General features: G+C 57.4%; 18 protein-coding genes. 3 read left to right on the top strand and 15 right to left on the bottom strand.

The features are described from left to right. Positions 1-460: glycosyltransferase (locus QJ48_RS00850; protein ID WP_157261455.1), on the top strand; the 460-nt coding region annotated here is incomplete at its 5' end. 32 nt (positions 461-492) lie between these two features. On the opposite strand, the gene QJ48_RS00845 is transcribed toward QJ48_RS00850, so the two are convergent. The 7 genes from QJ48_RS00845 to QJ48_RS37265 form a co-directional block, all read right to left on the bottom strand. After that, complete coding sequence (locus QJ48_RS00845; protein WP_054971776.1) at positions 493-687, bottom strand: twin-arginine translocase TatA/TatE family subunit; 195 nt, start codon at positions 685-687, stop codon at positions 493-495. 31 nt (positions 688-718) lie between these two features. Next, positions 719-1,744 (bottom strand): Gfo/Idh/MocA family protein, encoded by a 1,026-nt coding sequence (locus QJ48_RS00840; RefSeq protein WP_054971775.1) that lies wholly within the window; start codon positions 1,742-1,744, stop codon positions 719-721. A 63-nt stretch (positions 1,745-1,807) separates the two neighbouring features. Beyond that, entirely contained in the window at positions 1,808-2,512 is a 705-nt protein-coding gene (locus QJ48_RS00835) for a PIG-L deacetylase family protein (protein WP_054971774.1), read from the bottom strand. Positions 2,513-2,526: 14 nt separating this feature from the next. Continuing rightward, positions 2,527-3,477 (bottom strand): 6-phosphogluconolactonase, encoded by a 951-nt coding sequence (locus QJ48_RS00830; protein ID WP_054971773.1) that lies wholly within the window; start codon positions 3,475-3,477, stop codon positions 2,527-2,529. Further along, positions 3,474-4,310: a sugar phosphate isomerase/epimerase gene (locus QJ48_RS00825; protein WP_054971772.1), complete on the bottom strand. Its 837-nt coding sequence runs from the start codon at positions 4,308-4,310 to the stop codon at positions 3,474-3,476. Before QJ48_RS00825 ends, QJ48_RS00830 begins: the two co-directional genes overlap by 4 nt. Before the next feature lie 134 nt (positions 4,311-4,444). Then, a complete protein-coding gene (locus tag QJ48_RS00820; protein ID WP_054971771.1) occupies positions 4,445-6,247 on the bottom strand; it encodes a glycosyl hydrolase family 28-related protein in 1,803 nt (600 codons plus the stop codon). Further along, positions 6,130-6,750, bottom strand: a complete 621-nt coding sequence (locus QJ48_RS37265) for a hypothetical protein (RefSeq protein ID WP_162238412.1) — start codon at positions 6,748-6,750, stop codon at positions 6,130-6,132. Before QJ48_RS37265 ends, QJ48_RS00820 begins: the two co-directional genes overlap by 118 nt. Positions 6,751-7,352: 602 nt before the next feature. On the opposite strand from QJ48_RS37265, the gene QJ48_RS00815 reads away from it, so the two are divergent. Continuing rightward, positions 7,353-7,562, top strand: a complete 210-nt coding sequence (locus tag QJ48_RS00815; RefSeq protein ID WP_054971770.1) for a DUF6199 family natural product biosynthesis protein — start codon at positions 7,353-7,355, stop codon at positions 7,560-7,562. 252 nt (positions 7,563-7,814) lie between these two features. After that, the gene (locus tag QJ48_RS00810) at positions 7,815-9,134 is read left to right on the top strand and encodes a hypothetical protein (RefSeq protein ID WP_054971769.1); all 1,320 of its coding nucleotides are present in this window, start codon (positions 7,815-7,817) and stop codon (positions 9,132-9,134) included. A gap of 99 nt (positions 9,135-9,233) precedes the next feature. Here the strand turns inward: QJ48_RS00810 and QJ48_RS00805 are convergent, their stop codons facing one another. The 8 genes from QJ48_RS00805 to QJ48_RS00770 form a co-directional block, all read right to left on the bottom strand. Then, positions 9,234-10,067: a sugar phosphate isomerase/epimerase family protein gene (locus QJ48_RS00805; protein ID WP_054971768.1), complete on the bottom strand. Its 834-nt coding sequence runs from the start codon at positions 10,065-10,067 to the stop codon at positions 9,234-9,236. 28 nt (positions 10,068-10,095) lie between these two features. Beyond that, on the bottom strand, positions 10,096-10,908 hold the full coding sequence (locus QJ48_RS00800; protein WP_054971767.1) for a carbohydrate ABC transporter permease: 813 nt from the start codon (positions 10,906-10,908) through the stop codon (positions 10,096-10,098). A 36-nt stretch (positions 10,909-10,944) separates the two neighbouring features. Beyond that, complete coding sequence (locus tag QJ48_RS00795) at positions 10,945-11,838, bottom strand: carbohydrate ABC transporter permease (RefSeq protein ID WP_054971766.1); 894 nt, start codon at positions 11,836-11,838, stop codon at positions 10,945-10,947. Positions 11,839-11,935: 97 nt separating this feature from the next. Continuing rightward, positions 11,936-13,270 (bottom strand): ABC transporter substrate-binding protein, encoded by a 1,335-nt coding sequence (locus QJ48_RS00790; protein WP_054971765.1) that lies wholly within the window; start codon positions 13,268-13,270, stop codon positions 11,936-11,938. An 81-nt stretch (positions 13,271-13,351) separates the two neighbouring features. Next, complete coding sequence (locus QJ48_RS00785) at positions 13,352-14,149, bottom strand: HAD-IIA family hydrolase (RefSeq protein WP_082420273.1); 798 nt, start codon at positions 14,147-14,149, stop codon at positions 13,352-13,354. 172 nt (positions 14,150-14,321) lie between these two features. Continuing rightward, positions 14,322-14,996 carry a glycerol-3-phosphate responsive antiterminator gene (locus tag QJ48_RS00780; RefSeq protein ID WP_237762766.1) on the bottom strand — a complete coding sequence of 225 codons (675 nt, stop codon included), beginning with the start codon at positions 14,994-14,996 and terminating at the stop codon, positions 14,322-14,324. An 881-nt stretch (positions 14,997-15,877) separates the two neighbouring features. Then, positions 15,878-16,492, bottom strand: a complete 615-nt coding sequence (locus QJ48_RS00775) for a LysE/ArgO family amino acid transporter (RefSeq protein ID WP_054971764.1) — start codon at positions 16,490-16,492, stop codon at positions 15,878-15,880. Between the two features lie 181 nt (positions 16,493-16,673). Continuing rightward, positions 16,674-19,796, bottom strand: a complete 3,123-nt coding sequence (locus QJ48_RS00770; RefSeq protein ID WP_054971763.1) for a glycoside hydrolase family 2 TIM barrel-domain containing protein — start codon at positions 19,794-19,796, stop codon at positions 16,674-16,676. Between the last annotated feature and the right edge of the window lie 69 nt (positions 19,797-19,865).

Here is a 19,865-nt window from a genome sequence, read left to right as displayed (position 1 = left end):
CGCCGAAAGCGTCGGGCCGCAGTTCGACAGAAAACTCCGGCCCGACGCTTTCGGCGACACGGTACGGTTCTTGGGGCTCAAGCGGCATGAGGAGCTGCGGGACTATATTCAGAGCTTCAGCGTCTGCATCATTCCTTTCCGCATAACGCCCGTGACGGTCGCAGCCAACCCGGTCAAAGCCTACGAATATCTGGGCGCCGGCAAACCGGTGGTATCTACGGCGCTTCCCGAGTGTCAGGGGATGGCTCCGTATGTGGATGCTGCCGCCTCCCGCGAAGCGTTTATTCGGAAGGTCGCGGAACGGCTTGACGAACCGGGGGACGGGGCTGCCCGCATCTCCTACGCCCTGGAGCATACTTGGGAGCGCCGCGCTCGAGAGATCAACGCCCTCCTTCGCTCGCTGCCGGAACGAAAAGAGAGAACCCGATCCCGTAGAGCGATCGAATTCTCTCCTGATTGATACCCGCTGCATCGTTTAGCAAGGGAAAATGCTTATCGTCTGCCTTCCTCCGTTTGATGCCGCTCCTCCGTCCCGATCTCCTCCACCAGCTCCCGGCTCCCCCGGCGAAACTCGCTCAGCGTGGTCCCGACCGCCCGACCGAGCTGCGGCAGCTTGGACGGTCCGAACAAAATGAGCGCCACCAAAAAAATGAGCAAAAATCCCGATAATCCGATACCCGAAAGCATTCGCTCCCCCCCTTTCAAATAACTGTAAATTTTACGCGATCCGCACCGGCGATCCTTCCTGGTCGGCGGATTGCTTTTCCGCTTCCGCAATTCGCAGCGATACGAGCGTATCCTCCGGAGCCGAGCGGTCCAACGGACGGTCGTGTATCACCGCTTCCGCGAAGTATTTAATCTCGCGGTAGTACCCGCTGTCTTGGGACAGCTCCGGCACGAAGCCTTTGCCGTCCTTGGGATTATCCTTCAGCACCCGTTTGTCGTAGACCAGATTGCCGCCCTCGAAGTTGACGCGAAACGCCATTTCGAAGCCGAAATCGCCTTGCAGCGACCGGTCGATTTGCGAATTGACCACTTTGCCGTCGGGATACGTATAGTTCGTCGAAATGATGTCGTACGCGCTTCCCGGCAGAACGCTGCGGGCAATCGTCGCTACGGAGCCTGGGATGCCGAACAGCCAATTCACCATATCGATGTCGTGAATATGAAGGTCGAGCATGCCGCCCCCGCTCGTATTCTCGAGCACCATCCAGTCGTTGTACGTCCATACCGGCGGATTGCCCCCGCGGAAGAAGTAAGCCGAAAGCACCTTGCCGTACCGCCCTCCGGCGACCGTCTCCTTCAAGTATTCGTATTCCGGCCAAAAGCGCAGCACCTGCGCGATCATCAGCTTCTTGCCGCATTCCCGGGCCGCTTCAACCATCGCCTCGCCTTCGCCCGTCGTGAGAGCCATCGGCTTCTCGCATAGGACATGGACGCCTTTGCGCAGCGCCTTAAGCGCCACTTCGGCATGCAGATACGTCGGCAGCGAGATGTCGACCATATCCAGCCGTTCCTCCTCCAGCATCCGATCGACCTCGTTATACAGCCGGTACGGGCTGAAATCAAACTGCGTCGACGGGTTTTGAATGTTGCCCTCGGTAAAAATGCCTTGGAATTTCTTCGCATCAACATCGCATATCGAAGTCAGCCGGAGCGGAAAGCCTTCGCGCTCCAGCCGGAGATATTGGGTCATGTGAGTCCGGCCCATAAAGCCAATTCCGATTAATCCTACGTTCAGCATCCGGTTTCTCTCTCCTCCACAGTGAAATAAGGGCACGTCCGTGCCGCCGGCGACATCCTCCCGTCAGACCGGGAAGCGGACGGCGTTCGGGCGGGTCCAGACCAATTGCTGGACGAACCCTTCGGCGTAAGCGCAGCCTGCTTGAATTCCTCTCGTCTTTCCGAGAGCATCCACAAAATCGACGATATCGACCCCGTCGTGCTCCTTAAGCCAGACAAGTTGGCTCTGGTGCTTCTTGAGCATTTCCAGCTTCGTGGCAAAATGGTCGGTCACATCGACGTAAAACGTCGGCTCGAACCCGAGACCGGACAAGTTGTCCATGTAGTACAGTCCGGGCACCTTGCCCGTTGCCGGGCGGTCCGTGACGAAATGCGGCAGCGTGGCAAAAAATGTCGCGTAAAACACCAAGTGGCTGACGGCGATATGATCCGGCATATAATCGTTCGGAGCGTGCGTGATAACGAGATCCGGGCGCACCTCGCGAATCAGATCGATGAACTTCATCCGGTTCTCCTGATTGTCGGCGATCACTTCGCCGTCGCCGAAGCCGAGCGTCAGTACCCGGCTGCCGATGACGCCTCCCGCTTCCTCCGCTTCTTTGCGACGGATGTCCGTCAGCTCGGACGGCGGGATGTGGTAATGCCCTTTATCCCCTTTGCAGACGTGGCACAGCACGACCTCGTGCCCTGCCTGCTTCAGCTTGGCAAGCGTACCCGCGCACGAAATTTCGATGTCGTCGGGGTGCGCGCCGATGGCAAGTACGATCATGAAGCGCCTCCTCCTTAGTTCAGCTCCGGCTCAAGCGGTCCGGCCAGTTCGCTTAGGAAAAACAGCTTGCCGGGCAGCGTCGGCATATACGTTGACGGAATCCAGGGGTCGGCGCCGTGCTGAAGCGTAACGGCCAGCGACATGGCCTGCCACATCATCCCGCGTCCGAGCGCGCCGTCCGCGCCGCCTATCGCATAATCGGCCTGCAGGAACAGCCCGGGCCCGATCGTATTCGCATAGCATGGCACGCGCGTCGTCCGGCTCTTGAAGCTCGTTATCGCATTTTGCTCGATCGTTAGCGGGTGCAGCTTCGCCCCGATCCGGTGCGTGGCGGCCCGCCATGCCGCTTCGTCCGCGTATTCCCCGGCATATTGCGGCTCCCAGAAGGCGATGTGGCAGACGCGTCCGATTCCATAAATAACCAGCAGCTTCGCGCCATCCTTCTTCAGCATGGCAATGCGTTCAGCATATCTCGGCAAGCTTTCCGCCGTTGCGTAATGCCGCTGCGCCTTCGGCACTGTCCGTTCGCCCAGCAGGTTGTAAAAGCTGTGCTCCATCGCGTATTGGAACGCTCCCGGATCGGACGGCGGCAGCGTGCGTCCTTCCGCGTCGCTCCATTCGTCCATATTGAAGCCGTAAACATGGGAAGCGCTCACATCCCAAGCCTTGAGAAAGTAGACGGCCCACTTGTACATTCCCATCGGTCCTACCGGGAAAATGATCGCAAGCTTCTCCCCGCGGTCCCGCGCCTGTTTGATCGCCAGGGCGATCTCATGGCCCATCAACGCGTTAAATTCCTGCAAATCTTCGCAGGCGACCGGCTCGAACCGGTCATGCCAGTTGCTTCGACGCGCCAGCAGCCGCTCGGGGCCCAGGCTGCAGCAGGCGTCCATTTTCTCCAAATCCCACCCTTGCGGAAAAAAGCTTTCCATCAAGGAGCCCTTCAGCGTCGTGAACAAGTTCATGCGAATTCCTCCCGTCTCCTCCACCGCTCCAGCCGCCCGATCGTCGCCCGTATATCCCGGGCCTGCTCGTCGCCGGATATTTCCCGTTCGATAATCAGCTCGCCGTCGTAGCCAAGCTCCCGCAGCCTGGCTAGCAGCACAGGGAAGTTCACTTTTCCTTCTCCGGCGGGCACTTCCTTGCCGAGACGATCGCCATCGGTCGGATACAATCCGTCCTTCACATGCACGTTGCGCACATAAGGACCGATGACGTCGAGCGCATCGACCGGATTGCCTTTGCCGTACAAAATCAGATTGGCCGGATCCAAATTAATGCCGAGATTGGACGTCCCGACCCGCTCGATCGTCCGAAGCAGAACGACCGGCGTTTCCTGGCCGGTCTCGAACCAGAAACCGAGCCCCTTCGATTCGCAGTACGCGGCGACTTCGCGAATCGCCTCCACCACCGCCGGATAAGCGGGGTCGGTCATATTTTCCGGAATGAAGCCGCAGTGGGTAATGAGCGCCGGGGCGCCGATCCGCTCGGCAAAGTCCGCCCAACGCTTGAGGGTCGCAACCCGCTCGCTGCGGTATTCCTCGGGGATCAGGCCGAGAGTAACCGGACCTTCGGTAAAATTCCACTTCCCTGGACCGGCGACCCAGCCCCAGACCGCGCAGATGCGGACGCCCGCCCGGGCCGCGCATTCTACGACGCGATCGGCCACTTCCGCAGTGGCCAGCTCCGGGTCCCAGCACATCAGCTGACATACCGACAAGCCGAAGTCGCTGACATGCCCGAAGCAATCTCCGCCGTTCCGCAAAATGTTAATGACACCGATTTCCAAAGGTTTCACCCGCTTTCTTGGTCTCTTCCCTGCTAATGATAACCGAAGCTTTTGGCAAAAGCTTTGCCCGTTTCGCCGCACTTTTTGTACTTCGGTTTGTAGGTTGGTACGAAAATTTTGCATTTTCGTCCGTGGCGGGATTATTACAGAGACAGCACGCCGTAATCGCGTAAAGCCTGCTTCAGCTTGTTCACCTCCGACTCAAGCTGCGCCAAGGTGGAGTCGCTCGTATCGCCGATGGCGGACATACGGCCAATCGCGCCGAACGGCTCGAACGAAGGCGCGACGAAGCTGACCGCGCCGGTGACCGGCTGGCCGGAGGCGACCGGTTCGTGGACGCGCAGGACCTTGCCGGAAATAGCGACAATCCTCAGCCGCTGGCTGCCGTTTCCGATGCGAATCCATTGACCTGCGGCAAGCGCAGAAGCGTCATTCACGTTCAGCACCGCCGATCCGGAGCTTCCCGAGGCCGTAACTCCGGTCAAAGCCCCTGCCGTTCCGCCCGAAGTCACCTTGTAGCCGGCCGGCGTCCGGCCCTGTTCCACGGCAGAATCGGTCATGTAGACGAATGCGCCGGCCTCGAACGTGCCCGAGATCGGCGGAAACGCTTGCACAAATCTGGAAACGGCGCCGTCCCGCTCGTCAAAAAGGACGCCCGGACCGAGGTCGAGCCACAGCCCGCCCTGCTTCGAGGCGATGCAGTTGTTTTTCAGGCGAATATTCGAGAACGTGCCGTCCGCCTCGTTAATTCGGATCGAATAGAGTCCCCGGGCCGTGTCGTACGTATCCCGGATGTAATTATCCGTAATGTACGCGTCACTGACCGCGGATTGGAGCAAAATGGCGGACTTGTACTTTTCGTTCGCCGCCGGGTAATGGCCGGCGTTAATGATCAGGTTGTCGCTGATCTGCACCCCGGTTACTTTGCCCAGCTTCTCCGGATTGCCAATGCGGATGCCGGTAAACGGGCAATTTTTGATCACGTTGCCGCTGATGACGATGTTGCTCGCTTCGACCGGCCGCACGAAACCGATCCCGAATGCCCGGTCTTCGAGGATGGAAACCCCGGCCTCGTTCGGGTCGTTCGGATTGCGTCTGACGAACTCTTCCTGAAACTGGATCGTATTGCCGCTGATCGTTATATTGTCGTAGCCGCCAGAGTCCGGCAGCACTCCCGGAAACGAGCCGATGCCCAGCATCATGGAGAAATTGTGGTGCTTGTTGTTGATGCTGATCGTATTGCCTGTGACCGACACGTTCTTAACCGGAAACTCCTTGCGTGGCCACAGCTGAACAGCGAGGCAAGCGTTGCTGAACGTATTCCCCGAAATCGTCATATCGCTGAAATCCAGTGTTTTTCGGAGCTCGGGGTCGTTTGCGATTTCACTGGACTGTATGTGAATGCCTGTAAAATAGCCGTCCGTAATGTTTCCCGACACGACGCTTTGGCCCGCATGCGTTTCCATGAATTCGAAGGAGCAGTTCAAGATCCGGACGTTTTTACAGGCCGGGTTATTGAGCGTGATCGTAGTGACACCGCAGATCGGAGCGAACTGGACATGCTCGATCGTAATATTGTCGAAGTCGAACAGCGCGATGCAAAACTGCCGCCAGTAAAAATCCTTCGTTCCGTTCGTATCCCGGCCGGGATCAATGCTGCATGTTGTATTGTTCAAGACGTTCTGGTCGATCCGCAGATGGCTGATGCGGACGTTCGACACTTTGGGCGAGCCTTGAAAGCCGCCGAAAATCGTCCAGTAATCGCCCGCATCGTTCTTCACCTTAATCACGGAGTTGCTTCCCTCGCCACGCAAATATACGTTGCTTTTCAGAATGATGCGTTTCGTCTGGAGAAGCGGCGATACGATGTACGTGCCGACCGGAAAATAGACGGTGCCGCCCCCCAGAGCCGAGACCGCGTCGATCGCCGCTTGAATGGCCGCCATTCGTCCGCTGCGCCGTCCCCTTTGGCCCCAAACCATTTCACGCTAACCTCATCCCGGTCCACAATCCGCTTAAACCGGTACCCGCTCACCGTCGAAACGAGCACGAGCCCCGTATTGTCCGCCGTCGTGCTGTCGCTCGGATCATAGTAAAAGAACCCTTCCTGCCCCTGATCCCTCACATAGTATAAAAATCCGTCGTTCGCATCTTTGGCCGCCCGTAACGCCGCTATACTGGAAGGTGTACAGAAATCCATGTTCATCAGATCTCTCGGATGGTTGACCCGGCTTCCGTATACAATGTCGGTCACGGTCTGCGATTCCCCGGCGTAAGCGGACCTCAGTCCGCCACCGGTCAGCAGTCCGCCTGCGGCGGCCACGCCGGCCATGCCGAGCGTGGCGATGACCGAACGGCGGCTGAACCGCTTCGGCTCGGGCGGAAAGGATGTCTCTTGCGGTACAGATACGGATACGGACTCGGACTCGGCGGGCTTGAATTCGGACATCGTTCATATCCTCCTCTAGTTACGGCCAGGCTCCTGTCGGCAGGCAGGCTGCGGGCCGTCTGCATGATTTTGGGTTGGGATTGAAAAAAAATAAATTAAACGAGGATCGGCGGGGTAAGAAAATACATTGTGGCTCACTAGACGGTTCTGACAGAAGACGGTGTTTCGTTCGCAGAAAGTGAAAGGGGTCGTTTCTCCTTCTTTTCCAACGAATTTCGGTAGCGGTGTAAGACTTCGTTACACAATCGTTTTTTCGCATAGGCCAGCCGCATATGTTCCCTTTGTCTCCCCTCCTTGACGATGCAGGTAAATGCAGGGTTTATCGATAATCATAGCGTGGAAGACGGAGCAAAATCTTTAGCAGATTAACCGATTTTTTTGCACAATCGTTTGGATTTGCAGTAGCATAGTAGGGCCACAAAAGGGAGCAAACAAAACTGTATCGAAATTTACATTAATTAGATTTTTTTATTTCCGAAATATAGTATTAAAAGGCTTATAGAAAGATTTAACTGTGAAAAGTCAGCGACAAGAGCATAATGGGAACGATTTTTCAACGGTAAAGTTGGGAATCTATTTTAGAAAATAGGGAGATGAGCAAGTTGGAAAAAGCACTGATCATACTACTTTTATTATTAATGCTTTCTTACGCTATTCTTGCAATTATTAAACCAGCAGCGACATGGAAAAGGGAATTTATTTCGAAAAAAGTAAGGAAGCCGAGCGATGCCGATTTACTGCTAATGAGGGTATCGGGTGTTTTCTTGATATTTGTTTGTATTGGACTGGCTTATGTATTTCTAATAAAGTAACAAACTTATAGACCCGATTTTTATCAGCACTACTAGCCACTTCTAAAGCAAAAAAGCGAGGTAATCGCCTCTTGACTAACTCCTTGCTCCTTTTATTTCACGTTGTACATTTTCCCCATTACTTGGCACGTGACATTTCCTGGACCCTTGTTCGAAAAACATATAACAGAACGCCTGCTTTTAATCAATTCATACAATGTGTAAAATTAGGGTTAATTGGCGATATCTACCGAAAGACGAGGAAGTGAACGTATGCGAAAAAAAGCCGGGATGTTACTAATCCTCGGACTGTTGGAAGGTGCGCTGGCAGTCCAACCGTCGGCACCATCCGCTCTAGCCGGCGACTCTCAGAATCTGCCGGAATCAGCCGAAACGTTAACGCTGTTCGAGCCGACGGAGCTCTATGACGACCGTTATCAACAAGTCGGAATGATCGCGCCCCAGAAAGTTCGTGTGCTGCAAACGTCAAGCATAAGAAGAGGACATGGGGAAGGATATCGGGTACCCAGATATTTGATTTCCACCTGGATGGGCAATGCATGGATCGTTCCCGACAACGCACTGAGAGGAAACGAAGAGCCGGTTGACACGTACATCGAGCTATCCTATGAAGAAACTTTGTACAACGATCCCGGGTTATTATCGCCTAAGGGGAAGATCGGCAAACAAACCGTCAAAGCGATTGCCAGTTGGGATAAACGTTACAAGATCGCAACTGCCGAAGGAGAAGGCTGGATCGCGCCAAGCTGGGCGGCGGTTGGCGTAAAGTTAGTTCAGACGGATGTTCAACTGACGGCGCCAACGAAATTGTTTCGTTTTCCGTACGAATATGTTACCGGAGCAAGCGTGAATCCTCAGCTGATGCAGGTTACTGCGGTTTGGCGCGATTGGTACCGGGCCGATTCGTGGCTGGGGCCGGTTTGGTTCCGGCTTCATGAACTGGATGCGGCGGATGCAGATCATCGCATGGAGGCTGGCCTGCGATTTTATTATTTCGACGGGAATCAGACGCGATTTCGGGCCTCGGTGCAGCTCGGGCCGAAGTGGCGGGATACAGGAGAGACGATCCCGGTCAGGTTCACCGTCTTGTTCTACAACGAAAAGGGCGAACGAATCGGTGCCTCCTCAGGAGCGGCAGTTCGACTTAAAGGCGGGGAAGCAACACCGGTCGAGCTGACGGTGGACCGGAACATCCAGACGTTTGCGTATGCCACCGTTCAAGTCGGGATGTTCAATGATCAACCCGTAAGCAAGATTCAACCGGACGACCCGATGGCCATCGCAGATGCTGCACATCCGGAGCTTCGCTTAGGCTCGATTCAAGTGAGGCGGGATGGCGAGTTCAGCATCTTGACCGGTCAATATACCTTCAAGCTTGCCGGGGAGCGTCGTGTGAAGGCGGAGCTGTCGTTCCTGAACGCGGACGGTAAAACGATAGCCAGAGCTCCGCTGGAATTGGCATTTGATGCATCCTATCCGGGGAACGGCTCCCTGCAACCGTTCGAAGCCGTTGTGCCGGAGGATGTATCGAACTATGCATCCGTGGCGCTAAAGGTGTTGGATGTGAGGTAAACGGCGAAACGAGAGCCTGCTTGAACCGTTGCCGGGTGACGGTCGTATTTCAAGCAGCCCTCGTCTGCCCCACTCTTACTCCGCCTGACGCAGACCGGTTCATAGAGAACGCCGCATCCGGGCCAGCGCTTCCGCCGAGGCGACCGCGTCCGGCACGCTGCGCAGCTCCAGCACCCAGGAGCCGGCGAAGCCGTGATCCTGCGCCAGCACCGTCACGGCATCGAGCGGAACCGAGCCCGCGCCGAACGCCCAGTGATCGTCGCGCACGCCTCCGTTGTCGCTCAAATGCAGCCCGACCACGTAAGGCATGACGCGCTTGAGCGACAGCAGGCAGAGTCCCGTGCCGATCAAATGGGCGTGTCCCGCATCGAAAACGATCCGCAGACGCGGCGAATCGACCGAACGGACGATCCGCTCAAGAAATGCCACGTCCGTGCCTAGCAGGTTCGGATACGGCGGCACGTTTTCCAGCCCGATCACGACGCCCGAACCGGCTGTTGCGCGCAGCGCTTCCCGGACAAATTCGGCTACCCGCTCCGCAAGCTCCACTTCCAGCCCGGAATCGGCCTCCAGCCCATCCGCTTCGTCCGCTTCTCCGGGATGCAGCACGACATAAGCGCATTCCAGGCGCTCCGCAATCCGAAGTGTCGTTAACAGGAGCTCCATCGAGACTTTTCTCGCTTCCGCCTCGTACGCAACCGGGTTCAAACCTGTGATCGGAGCATGGACCGTCCAGCGAACGCCATGCTCCTTCCCTAGCTGCCGAAGCCAGTCAAGCTTCTCCTCGGGCCATTCCAGCAGCTCGATGTGCGGTCCTTCGCCCATGATCTCGATTTCCTTCCACCCGTCCCGGATCAAACGAACGACCGCCGCCTCCAAAGACTCCTCCAGCAGCGCATAAGTCGAAACGGCGCATTGACGCAGCGCTTCCATAGCTTCCATCCCCCTCATCTTCGTGTGTCTACTTGATCCCCGACTGAATAAAGCTGTTCATAAACTGGCGTTGGAAAAGCAGAAACCCGGCCAGCAGCGGAGCGATGACCATCAGCGTTGCGGCGCTCACTTCCGTCCACTGCGCGCCGGTCTCGAACGATTGGGCGAAAATGGCGAGCCCTACCGTAAGCGGCCGGTTTTCGACGGAATTGGTAATGATGAGCGGCCACAAAAAGTTGTTCCAATGGTAGCTGACGGACACCAGCCCGAAAGCGATGTAGGACGGGCGGGCCAGCGGAAAATAAATTTTCCACAGCACCTGCCACTTGGAGCAGCCTTCCATGACAGCGGCTTCGTCCAGCTCCGGCGGGATCGTCTTGAACATCTGACGCAGCAGGAAAATGCCGAAGGCCGACGCGAAGTAAGGCAGCATAATGCCGAGCTTCGTATCGAGCAGCGACAATTCCTTCAGGACGTTATAGTTCGGAAAGATCAGCACGTCCGCTGGAATCATAATCTGCACCAAAAACAGCAGAAACACGAGATTTTGGCCGCGAAAACGGACCCGGGCAAAAGCAAACGCCGCCATCGTCGCCGTGACCATCTGCACGGCGAACACGCAGACGACGATCAGCAGCGTATTGACATAGTACTGCGCAAACGGCGCAGCCGCCCAAACGCGGGTGAAGTTGTCCAACGTGAACTCCAGGGACAAGCCCGGCTGCAGCGCAAGCTGCTTCGGACGAAAAGCCGTGCTGGTCACCCAGACGAGCGGAACGAGCCAAACCAATGCAAATATATATATGAACGCATGACTTATTTTCAATTTGTTACGCAGCATGTAACCGCCAACCTTCTTTCACAGGGCATTTCCACATCAATGGTAATGTATTTTTTTATCCAGCCCGAAAAACTGCAATGCCGCCACCAACAGAAGGACGGCGATCATGACGACCGTCAAGGTCGAGGCCATGCCTTGATCCCAGAAGCTGAAAGCCGTTTCGTAAATATAATAAAGCAGCAGATTGCTCGCGTTGTTCGGTCCGCCCTTCGTCATAATGAGCAGATGATCGACGAACTTGAACGCGTTGGTCAACGCCACAATGGCGACAAACAAAGTCGTCGGCATGAGCAGCGGGAACGTAATTTTGCGGAACACGGTCCAGCGCCCGACGCCGTCCACCTCCGCCGACTCGTACAGGTCGCGTGAAATATTTTGCAGCCCGGCAAGGTAAAAAATCATAAAATACCCGGCTTCCTTCCAAATCATCATGACGATCATCGCATACATGACCAACTCCGGCGTGCCAAGCCAGTTGATGTCGCCCTGCCCGATCCATTGGGTCAGCCTGCTCAGCAGCCCGTACTGCGGCGTATAGATGAACAGCCACACGTTGGCGATGGCGATCATCGGGCTCATGGTCGGGTAAAAGAACGCCGTCCGCACAAAGCCTTTGCCGCGAATCGCCTTGTTGGCGAACACCGCCATCAGCAGCGCCAGCGCCATCGATGTCGGCACCGTGCCGAGCGCGAACCACAGATTGTTGGACATGACCTGCCAGAAAATATCGTCCTTCATCAGATGAGCGTAATTGTCCAGGCCGATGAATATCGGCACCGGGCTCGCCAGATCCGCCTGATAAAAGCTGAGCCGGATCGTCTTGGCGATCGGATAAAACGTAAACAGGAACAAGAACACGAGCGAAGGCAAAAGCAAAAGCCATGCGAATGCGTCCGTTTTCCATTGTAAGTTGAAGTTTTTGCCGCCCAAAAGGAAGCCTCCCCGCGATCGTTAAAATAAAACCGTGCCCGCCGGAGCCCCGGGGCGGCTGCCTGGATTAGCGCAAGCCGCCGCCTTCGTATCCGGATTACTTATTGAAAGGAGCGAGCGCTTTGTCCGCTTCCTCCTGCGCTTTCTTCAAGGCGCCCGCCGGCGTCATCGCGCCTGTCAGCGCCGCCTGCACCTGGTCGCTGAGCGCCTTCATCACTTTGCCGTTGTTGTGCGTGGACAGCTCGGCGGCCGCATACTGCAATTGGTCGCGCGCCACGACGGCGGCCGGGAATTCGGCGGCGTATTTTTTCATCCGCTCGGTTTCGTAGGCGGATTTGCGAACGGCGACATAGCCGGTGTCGATGCTCCATTGGGCGGCACGTTCGGATTCGGTCATGAACTTCACGAACTTCCAAGCCGCTTCCTGCTTTTTCTTGTCGATGTCTTTAAAGATGTAGAAGTTGCCGCCGCCCGTCGGGCTGCCGAAGCTCTTTTGTTTCGGCAGGAAGCTGACGCCGAAGTCGAACTTGGCGTTCTTCTTCACGTTGGACAGGTTCCCCGTCGTATGGTACATCATGGCCGTCTTCCCTTCCAGGAAGTCCGAAGGCACGGTGCCCCACTCGGTCACGCCTTCCGGCATCGCCTTTTCCTTTTTCGCCAAATCCACCCAATATTGCAAGCCTTCCACGTTTTCCGGCGTATTGAACATGACCTTTTTGCCGTCCTCGGTCATGATATTTTTGCCGTTTTGCAGCGCGAACGTCTGGAACATCCAGTAGGCGAAGCCGGTGACCGGAATTTCGAGGCCCCACTTGCCGTCTTTGGTCAGCTTCTTGGCGTAGTCCTTCATCTCGTCCCAAGTTTGCGGCGGTTTGTTCGGATCGAGACCGGCCGCTTTGAACAGATCCTTATTGTAATACAGGACGATGGTGCTGCGCTGGAACGGAATGCTGTACGTCTTGCCGCCGGTTTGCGAGTTCGCCAGGAACGCGGGGTAAAAGTCCGACAAATACTTGTCGCCGCCTTCTTTGGCGATGAACTCGTCGAGCGGAACGATGGCGTTCATATCGAGCAGGCTGAACAGCTCGGTCGATTGCAGCACGGCCACATCCGGCGGATTTTTGCCCTGTACGCCCGCTTGCGTTTTGACGGCGGTATCCGCATAGCTGCCCGTATAGACCGGCTTGACGGTAATGTTCGGATTTTGCTTCGTAAATTCCTGAGCCATCCCTTCGATGGTGGCAGTCAGCGGTCCCCCCACTGCAATCGGGAAATAGAACGTGAGCTCGACTTTCTCGTCCTTCGTCTCCGCTTTCGTGTCCGCCTTATTCGAAGCGGAAGAAGCGGCAGGCGATTCGGTTTTGGCGCCGCACCCGGCGAGCATCGAAATACACAGACCCAGACTTACCATTTTTGCAGTTACGGAACGCATCGTTTTCTCTCCTTTGGTGGTTGTATGTAGTACTGTAGCAAACGTGTGTGATGCCCTCATTAGAGCAATGTAATGCAAATGTTAAAAATCGGGACGGAGTGCTTTCAGTAAATCCCCCAGAGAATTCCAGACGTAGTCGGGCCGGATCGGAGACATGTCCAGATCGGACCTCGCCGTCACACCCGTCAGCACCAACGCCGTGCGCATGCCGCTGCCAAGTCCCAGCAGGATGTCCGTATCCAGCCGGTCGCCCACCATCAGGCAGCGCTTCGCCGGAAGACCGCTCCATTCGAGCGCCTTGCGGGCGTAATAATCCGACGGTTTGCCGATGACAACCTGCGTTTCGGCGCAGCTCGCCGCTTCGATCGCTTTGACCATCGCCCACGTGTCGGGGATGACGTCGCCGTCGACCGGACAATACGGGTCGGGATTGGCTGCGATCAACGCCGCACCGCCGCGTACGGCCTTCATCGCTTGATGCAGACGACCGTAGTCGAAATGCATGTCCATCCCGACAAGCACGTGCGTCGCGCGAAGCGGGTCCTCCGTTCGCCGGATGCCCAGCTCGTCCAATTCATGGATCAGCGCCGGCTCCCCAACGGGGTATACCACCGGCTCGTGCAGTTCCGTGAAATATACCGCAGCGGCATAGGCGGCCGTCACCACCTCGTTCACGTGCGCTTCCAACCCGAACGCCTGCAGACGGGCCTGGCAGTCGCTCCTTGTCCGCGTCGTCGTGTTGCTCAGAAACAAAATGCTCTTTCCTTCTTCCCGCAGGACGGAGAACGTTTCGGCAGCCGCCGGAAGCAGCCTTTCCCCGAGCATGATCGTACCGTCCAAATCGAAAAAGAATCCGTCCACTTCCCTCAAATCCGGCAAAATCCTGCGCAGCTCCCTTCGTGATGAAAACACAAAAAAACCCTTTATCCAGCAGAAAGAAGCGGCGCATTTTGGTTAAGGCGCTTCCTGCGGCTGCATAAGGGTTTTCTCCTCGTCTCATACCCTTGAATATGCAATTTAAACTTTCGACTCTTACTCTAACAGCGTTTTGTCATCGGGATGTTAACGGTTTGTGTAGTTTTTGTAAAGGTGCGTTTTCCGGCACGTTGGCTGCCGCCGAACCCGGTCCCCACAGCTTCCGGCTGCCCATCGATACGGCGCTTGCCCCTGCCTGCAGCGCCATGTCGATCTCCGCGTGATCGTGAATCAGCCCGCCTGCGATGATCGGCATGGAGATGCTCCGGCGCAGCTGGGTAATGACCCGGGGAATCAGACCGGGCATAATCTCCACGGCGTCCGGCTCGCTCTGCCCGATATTGTGGATGCCGTGCTCCAGCGCCGACGTATCGATCAAAAACAGCCGCTGGATCGCGGCCAAGCCGTTCTTTTTCGCCTGTTTGACCAAATGGCTCTTCGTCGAAATAATGCCGGTCGGCCGCCAGCGCTCCGCCACGTACTTCATGACGATCGGGTCGCTGCCGAGCCCCGCGATAAAATCGACGTGCAGGAACACGTTTTTGCCTGCTTTGAGCGCCGTCTCGACATACTCCCCTGCCGTGACCAGATCGCCGATCAGCAAAAAGACGACGGGCCACTCGCTGGCGCACGCCGCCTGTAAATCCTCCGCTTTGCGCACCGCGGGAATGATGCGCTTGTCCCCCATGTACTCGTATAATGCCTGCTTCACGTTCTCTGCCCCTTTCCAAGCGTCCGTTCTGCGCCCCATACGCTGACATCTCTGCGCAGTTCGAGTTCATCTTAGCAGACATTTGTCAGGGCAGTGTTAACGGGGCGGGGCGACGGATGGGTAAAGGGGCGATGGATAAGCAGAGGGGATGTGATCGGCAAGACGTGGGGCATGTTTTCTTGCCCGTTGGCTGGATCGTTCAACGAGTAAGCCCTGCACTCGCACTTTCAGAATGTGTTTCAGGGACATGCGATAAAATTAGAGGAACTGACGTTCGCTACTGTGTTCGAATTAGTCCGCCTGAACATAATAGAGGAACTGCGATGACTTAATGCCCTCATCCCAGGGGAAGTGAACATTTTTCGACACGAATAAGTCACCTTGCTTCCTCTATTTTCGGAGGAACGTCTGAAATCTTAGCTTAGCGCATCCTCGTTCCTTTATTTTCAAGTCGAGTCGAGGCTGGCAAACCATCTGTGCTTCCGCCGCCGATTGTGCATTTCCGCCATGGTTCCGCTAGTGCAACTGCAAAAAAACGCGGGACGGTTATGCCCCACGTGAGCTTTTCGATTTTCTTGCCTTGCTTGGTACGCGTCGATCCCGCTTAACGCCCATCATCGGCAAGCAGACGTCTGTCGGTTACCTCAAGTGCTGCACCCTGTTCGTTAACCGTCATCAGCCGGACCGTGAACGTAAATTCGTGCGGCTCCAGCCGGTAAGTCGGGAGCTGTCCCTGCCCGTAGCTTGCGCTTCCGAGACCGTTGACGGGGAATCAGGCCGAACGGGCCGCCTGCTTGCTGTCCGGGTACGATTCCCCGATCGTACCCGACGACGCGATTATAATTACCAGCCAACTCCAACCGCTGCCTATGCGTGGCAACATCCCCGGCTGCTTGCCGAACGGCGCTCCCTTCATAGTGTTAACGGAGCAGGCCGATAAAGGAAACGACCCCGAACAAGACCACAATCGACCCCGAAATTCGGTTGATCCATTTCAGAGCCGGGACATTCAGACGTTCTCTGAACAAACCGACCGTAAAGCAAAGAGCGAACCACCAAAGCGCCGAGCCTAAAAAAACTCCCACGACCAGCGCAATCGCTGAATTGATGTTTTCTCCGGCGCTTCCGATGCCTATGCCTGCGAAGATCCCCAGAAAAGACAGAACGGTCATCGGATTGGCGATCGTCAGTAAAAAAGTGGAAAAATAGGATCCTAAGAGAGTATCCCCGGCCGCATTTGCCGGATCCGAAGCCGGATTGGAGAGAAACGTCCGCACGCCCAAGTAACATAGAAAAAGGCCGCCGATCGCTTGAAGCCAGAGCTTCTGCTCCAGAAGCATGTTCATGATCAGCGTCAAGCCGAAGCCTGCTGCAAAACCGTATAGCGCATCCGCCGTGGCCGCTCCGAGCCCCGACAAAAAGCCGTGCAGCCTGCTTAAGGCTACCGTTCTGCGAATGCACAGTATCCCAATGGGTCCCACCGGTGCGGCAATCGACAAGCCTAAGACGATTCCTTTCCATAAAGCAAAAAGCATCTTCTTTCAAAATCCCTTCACGATATAGTAGGCTGATTATATCACGAGTACGGCCTACGGGGACAATGCTTGTAAAAAACGCGGAACGTTTTCGTCCCGCGTGGGTTGGTTGCAATTATTTATTCACTTATCTTCTCCATATACGTTCCATCTCGAAAAACGCTGGGACTTCCTCCGCTGCTTAACGCACATCTCCGGCACGCAGACATCTGGCCGCTACCTCGAGCGCTGCCCCCTGCTCGTTGACCGTCATCAGCCGGACCGCGAACGTAAATTCATGCTGCTCCAGCCGGTAAGGCGGAAGCTGTCCCTGTCCGCAGCTTGCGCTTCCGAGCCCGTTGTGCCGGTAATCGAGGTGCAAGGTTATAAAATCCCGTTTGACCAAATCGGTCGTATGCTTCGCTTGCTCGATATCTTCCGGTGTATGCCAGTGCGCGCCGAAATCGAACTGCGGCATCCCGGCGGCAAGCAGCCCCGTGCCGCTGCCGCTCAGAAAAGCAGCCCACCGGACATCCGAGCGGTTGCCGTTCTCTTGAGGATACACGTATGGGAACGCCAGCCCGTCGACGGAGCAGTCATATCGGCCGAACCGGGCCGCCTGCTTGCTGTCCGGGTACGACTCCCCCGGCCCCCGGCCGTACCAGACGACACGGTCATAGTCGCCCGGCAGCTCCATCCGCAGCCCGATGCGCGGAAGCATTTCCGGTGGCTTGCCATACGGGGTCCCCTGCACTTGGAGCTCGACAAGACCGCTGCCGTAGACCGTATACGTCCACACGGACTCGTAGCCCCAGTCGTATACGGGCGGAGCCGTGCGTATGCGGCGGGTGCAGCGCACCGTGCCGGAATCAAGCCGCTCCCAGGCGAAAGAACGGGCGTCGTCGCGCGCCAAATGAAGGCACGCCTTGCGCCAATCGGCCACGACATACATGTCGTTGTCGATCGGCGGCCGCCATAGCGTAAGCGCGGGGCTTCGGCGGAGCAGCGGACGGCCCGCGCCGGTCCACGAGCGGATATCGCCGCGCGCGAGGCCGAAGCTGAGCGCGAAGTCCGCGCCGCGCAGGACGAGCTCGCCAGCGCGCTCTTCCGCGAGCAGCGGGTGCGGCGCCGTCGCAGCAGGCTGGGCGCTCAGCCCAGCCGCCGCCCAGCCCGGCAGCTCGAGCTGCGCCCAGGCCACTTCGTGGCCGTATGGTGCCCAGCTTGTGTCCGAGGCGAGCACGAAGCGCAGCTCGAGCCGGTACTCCGCGCCAGGCAGCAGGCGCGCCGGTCTGTGCAGCGGAAGCGTCAGCGGCGCTGTGCCGCCCGGCGGCACGTCCGGCAGCGGCGCGCTGCCGCTCGCAAGCGGTGCGCCGTCCGCCAGGACGGTCCATACGAGCCGCAGATGGCTCAGGTTGAGGAAATCGTACCGATTCCGGATCGTGACCGTCCCTTGCCCGGCATCGAACGCTTCCACCGTTACCGGCTCGATGATCTTTTTGTACTCCAACAGTCCGGGCGAAGGGGTACGGTCCGGCGTGACCAGCCCGTCGATAACAAAGTTGCCGTTGTTCGGCTCGTCGCCGTAATCGCCTCCGTAGGCGTAGTACGTCCGCCCGTCCTCCGTCCTGCGGCTGAGGCCGTGGTCGATCCACTCCCACACAAAGCCGCCGGCAAGCCGGGGATAGTTGCGGAACGCTTCCTCGTATTCGAGCAGTCCGCCGGGGCCGTTGCCCATCGCATGCGCGTATTCGCACAGCACATGAGGTTTTTCCTCGTTTTCGCGCTGCCCGAAGCCGATCATTTTCTCCACGGTCGAATACATCGTGCTGAATACGTCACACACCTTCGCTTCGCGGTCGCCTTCGTAATGAATGAGCCGCGTCGGATCGGCGCTGCGGCACCAAGCGGCCATCGCCTCGTGATTGCAGCCGAAGCCGGATTCGTTGCCGAGCGACCAGAACAGGATGCTCGGATGATTTTTGTCCCGCTCGACCATCCGGCGCAGCCGCTCGACATAAGCTTCCTCCCACGCGGGATCGTTGCTCAGTCGGTCGGCATCTCCTATAAGCTCAAAGCCGTGCGTTTCCAGGTCGGTCTCGTCCATGACGTACAGACCGTACCGGTCGCACAGGTCGTAGAACCGCGGATCGTTCGGGTAATGCGCCGTCCGCACCGCGTTGATGTTGTGCCGTTTCATCAGGACGACGTCCTGCTCCATCGTCTCTACCGTGACCGCCCGGCCGCGCTCCGGATGATGATCGTGACGGTTTACGCCGCGCAGCCGGATCGGCATCCCGTTGACGAGCAGCCTGCTGCCCCGCACTTCCACCCGGCGGAAGCCGACGCGCGTCGGCACGACTTCGAGCGTATCGCCATCCGCCATCTTGAGCGTGAGCAGCAGATCGTACAAAGCCGGCGTTTCCGCCGTCCACGGGCGGACGTCGATCAGCTGCGCCCGGAAGTGCGCCGTCGCTTCATCGCCATCCTCGCTCCAGCCGTCCACCGGACAAACGCCGGAAGCCGCCTCCGTCCCTTGCTCTCCGTCCGTCAGCCGCCACTCCAACACGACGTTTCCCGTCATCGCCCGATCTTTAGCAACCTGCGCCCTTACATGGAGCAATCCGGTGCGGCCGTCTGCGTCCAGATCGGCGACGACCGTGTAATCTTCGAGATACGTCTTCGGCTGAGCAACTAAAGCGACATCGCGAAAAATGCCGCTCAGCCACCACATATCCTGATCCTCCAAATAGCTGCCGTCTGACCATTGGTAGACCTGCACCGCCAGCACGTTCTCGCCCTCGCGCACAAACGGGGCAATGGCGAATTCCGAGGGCAAGCGGCTGCCTTGACTATAGCCGACATAGCTGCCGTTCAGCCAGACGTGAAAAGCGCTGTCCACGCCTTGAAACTGCAAGAAGACGTTCCAGGACAGCCAACTCTCCGGCAGCGTAAACGTCCGCCGGTACGTCCCGGTGGGATTATCCGCGGGCACTTCGGGCGGACAGACGGGGAACGGATAGTACAAATCCGTATAATGCGGCGCGCCGTATCCGTGAAGCTGCCAGTGGCTCGGCACGGCGAGGCGATCCCAGCCGCTGTCGTCGAATTCCGGCATGTAGAACGAGGCCGGAGCCTCCTCGGGACGTCCGGCGTAATGAAACGCCCACTCGCCGTTCAACAGCATGAACCGGTCCGAGCTGCCCCGGTCGTACGTCAGTGCCGCGTCCGCAGCGCCGTACGGAACGAACGAGGCGCGGGCGGGCAGCCGGTTCCGCTCCGGTACGTTCAAATTTTGCCAATCCCGTCTTGCCAGATGGTCGCTCATGATAAACCTCCTAGTATATGCATCCGATTACCCTGTTTTATTGATGTTGTACGGCAAAAAACGGGGTTA

It is taken from the genome of Paenibacillus sp. A3 (genome assembly GCF_001399685.1).
Classification (GTDB): Bacteria; Bacillota; Bacilli; order Paenibacillales; family NBRC-103111; genus Paenibacillus_G.
This window is presented reverse-complemented; position numbering and strand designations above follow the sequence as displayed.

Excerpts from the sequence above, each read along its gene's own strand:
- QJ48_RS00845 (WP_054971776.1), bottom strand. The coding sequence starts at position 687 with ATGCTTTCGGGTATCGGATTATCGGGATTTTTGCTCATTTTTTTGGTG.
- QJ48_RS00840 (WP_054971775.1), bottom strand. The coding sequence starts at position 1,744 with ATGCTGAACGTAGGATTAATCGGAATTGGCTTTATGGGCCGGACTCAC.
- QJ48_RS00835 (WP_054971774.1), bottom strand. The coding sequence starts at position 2,512 with ATGATCGTACTTGCCATCGGCGCGCACCCCGACGACATCGAAATTTCG.
- QJ48_RS00830 (WP_054971773.1), bottom strand. The coding sequence starts at position 3,477 with ATGAACTTGTTCACGACGCTGAAGGGCTCCTTGATGGAAAGCTTTTTT.
- QJ48_RS00820 (WP_054971771.1), bottom strand. The coding sequence starts at position 6,247 with ATGGCGGCCATTCAAGCGGCGATCGACGCGGTCTCGGCTCTGGGGGGC.
- QJ48_RS37265 (WP_162238412.1), bottom strand. The coding sequence starts at position 6,750 with ATGTCCGAATTCAAGCCCGCCGAGTCCGAGTCCGTATCCGTATCTGTA.
- QJ48_RS00810 (WP_054971769.1), top strand. The coding sequence starts at position 7,815 with ATGCGAAAAAAAGCCGGGATGTTACTAATCCTCGGACTGTTGGAAGGT.
- QJ48_RS00805 (WP_054971768.1), bottom strand. The coding sequence starts at position 10,067 with ATGGAAGCGCTGCGTCAATGCGCCGTTTCGACTTATGCGCTGCTGGAG.
- QJ48_RS00800 (WP_054971767.1), bottom strand. The coding sequence starts at position 10,908 with ATGCTGCGTAACAAATTGAAAATAAGTCATGCGTTCATATATATATTT.
- QJ48_RS00790 (WP_054971765.1), bottom strand. The coding sequence starts at position 13,270 with ATGCGTTCCGTAACTGCAAAAATGGTAAGTCTGGGTCTGTGTATTTCG.
- QJ48_RS00780 (WP_237762766.1), bottom strand. The coding sequence starts at position 14,996 with ATGGGGCGCAGAACGGACGCTTGGAAAGGGGCAGAGAACGTGAAGCAG.
- QJ48_RS00775 (WP_054971764.1), bottom strand. The coding sequence starts at position 16,492 with ATGCTTTTTGCTTTATGGAAAGGAATCGTCTTAGGCTTGTCGATTGCC.
- QJ48_RS00770 (WP_054971763.1), bottom strand. The coding sequence starts at position 19,796 with ATGAGCGACCATCTGGCAAGACGGGATTGGCAAAATTTGAACGTACCG.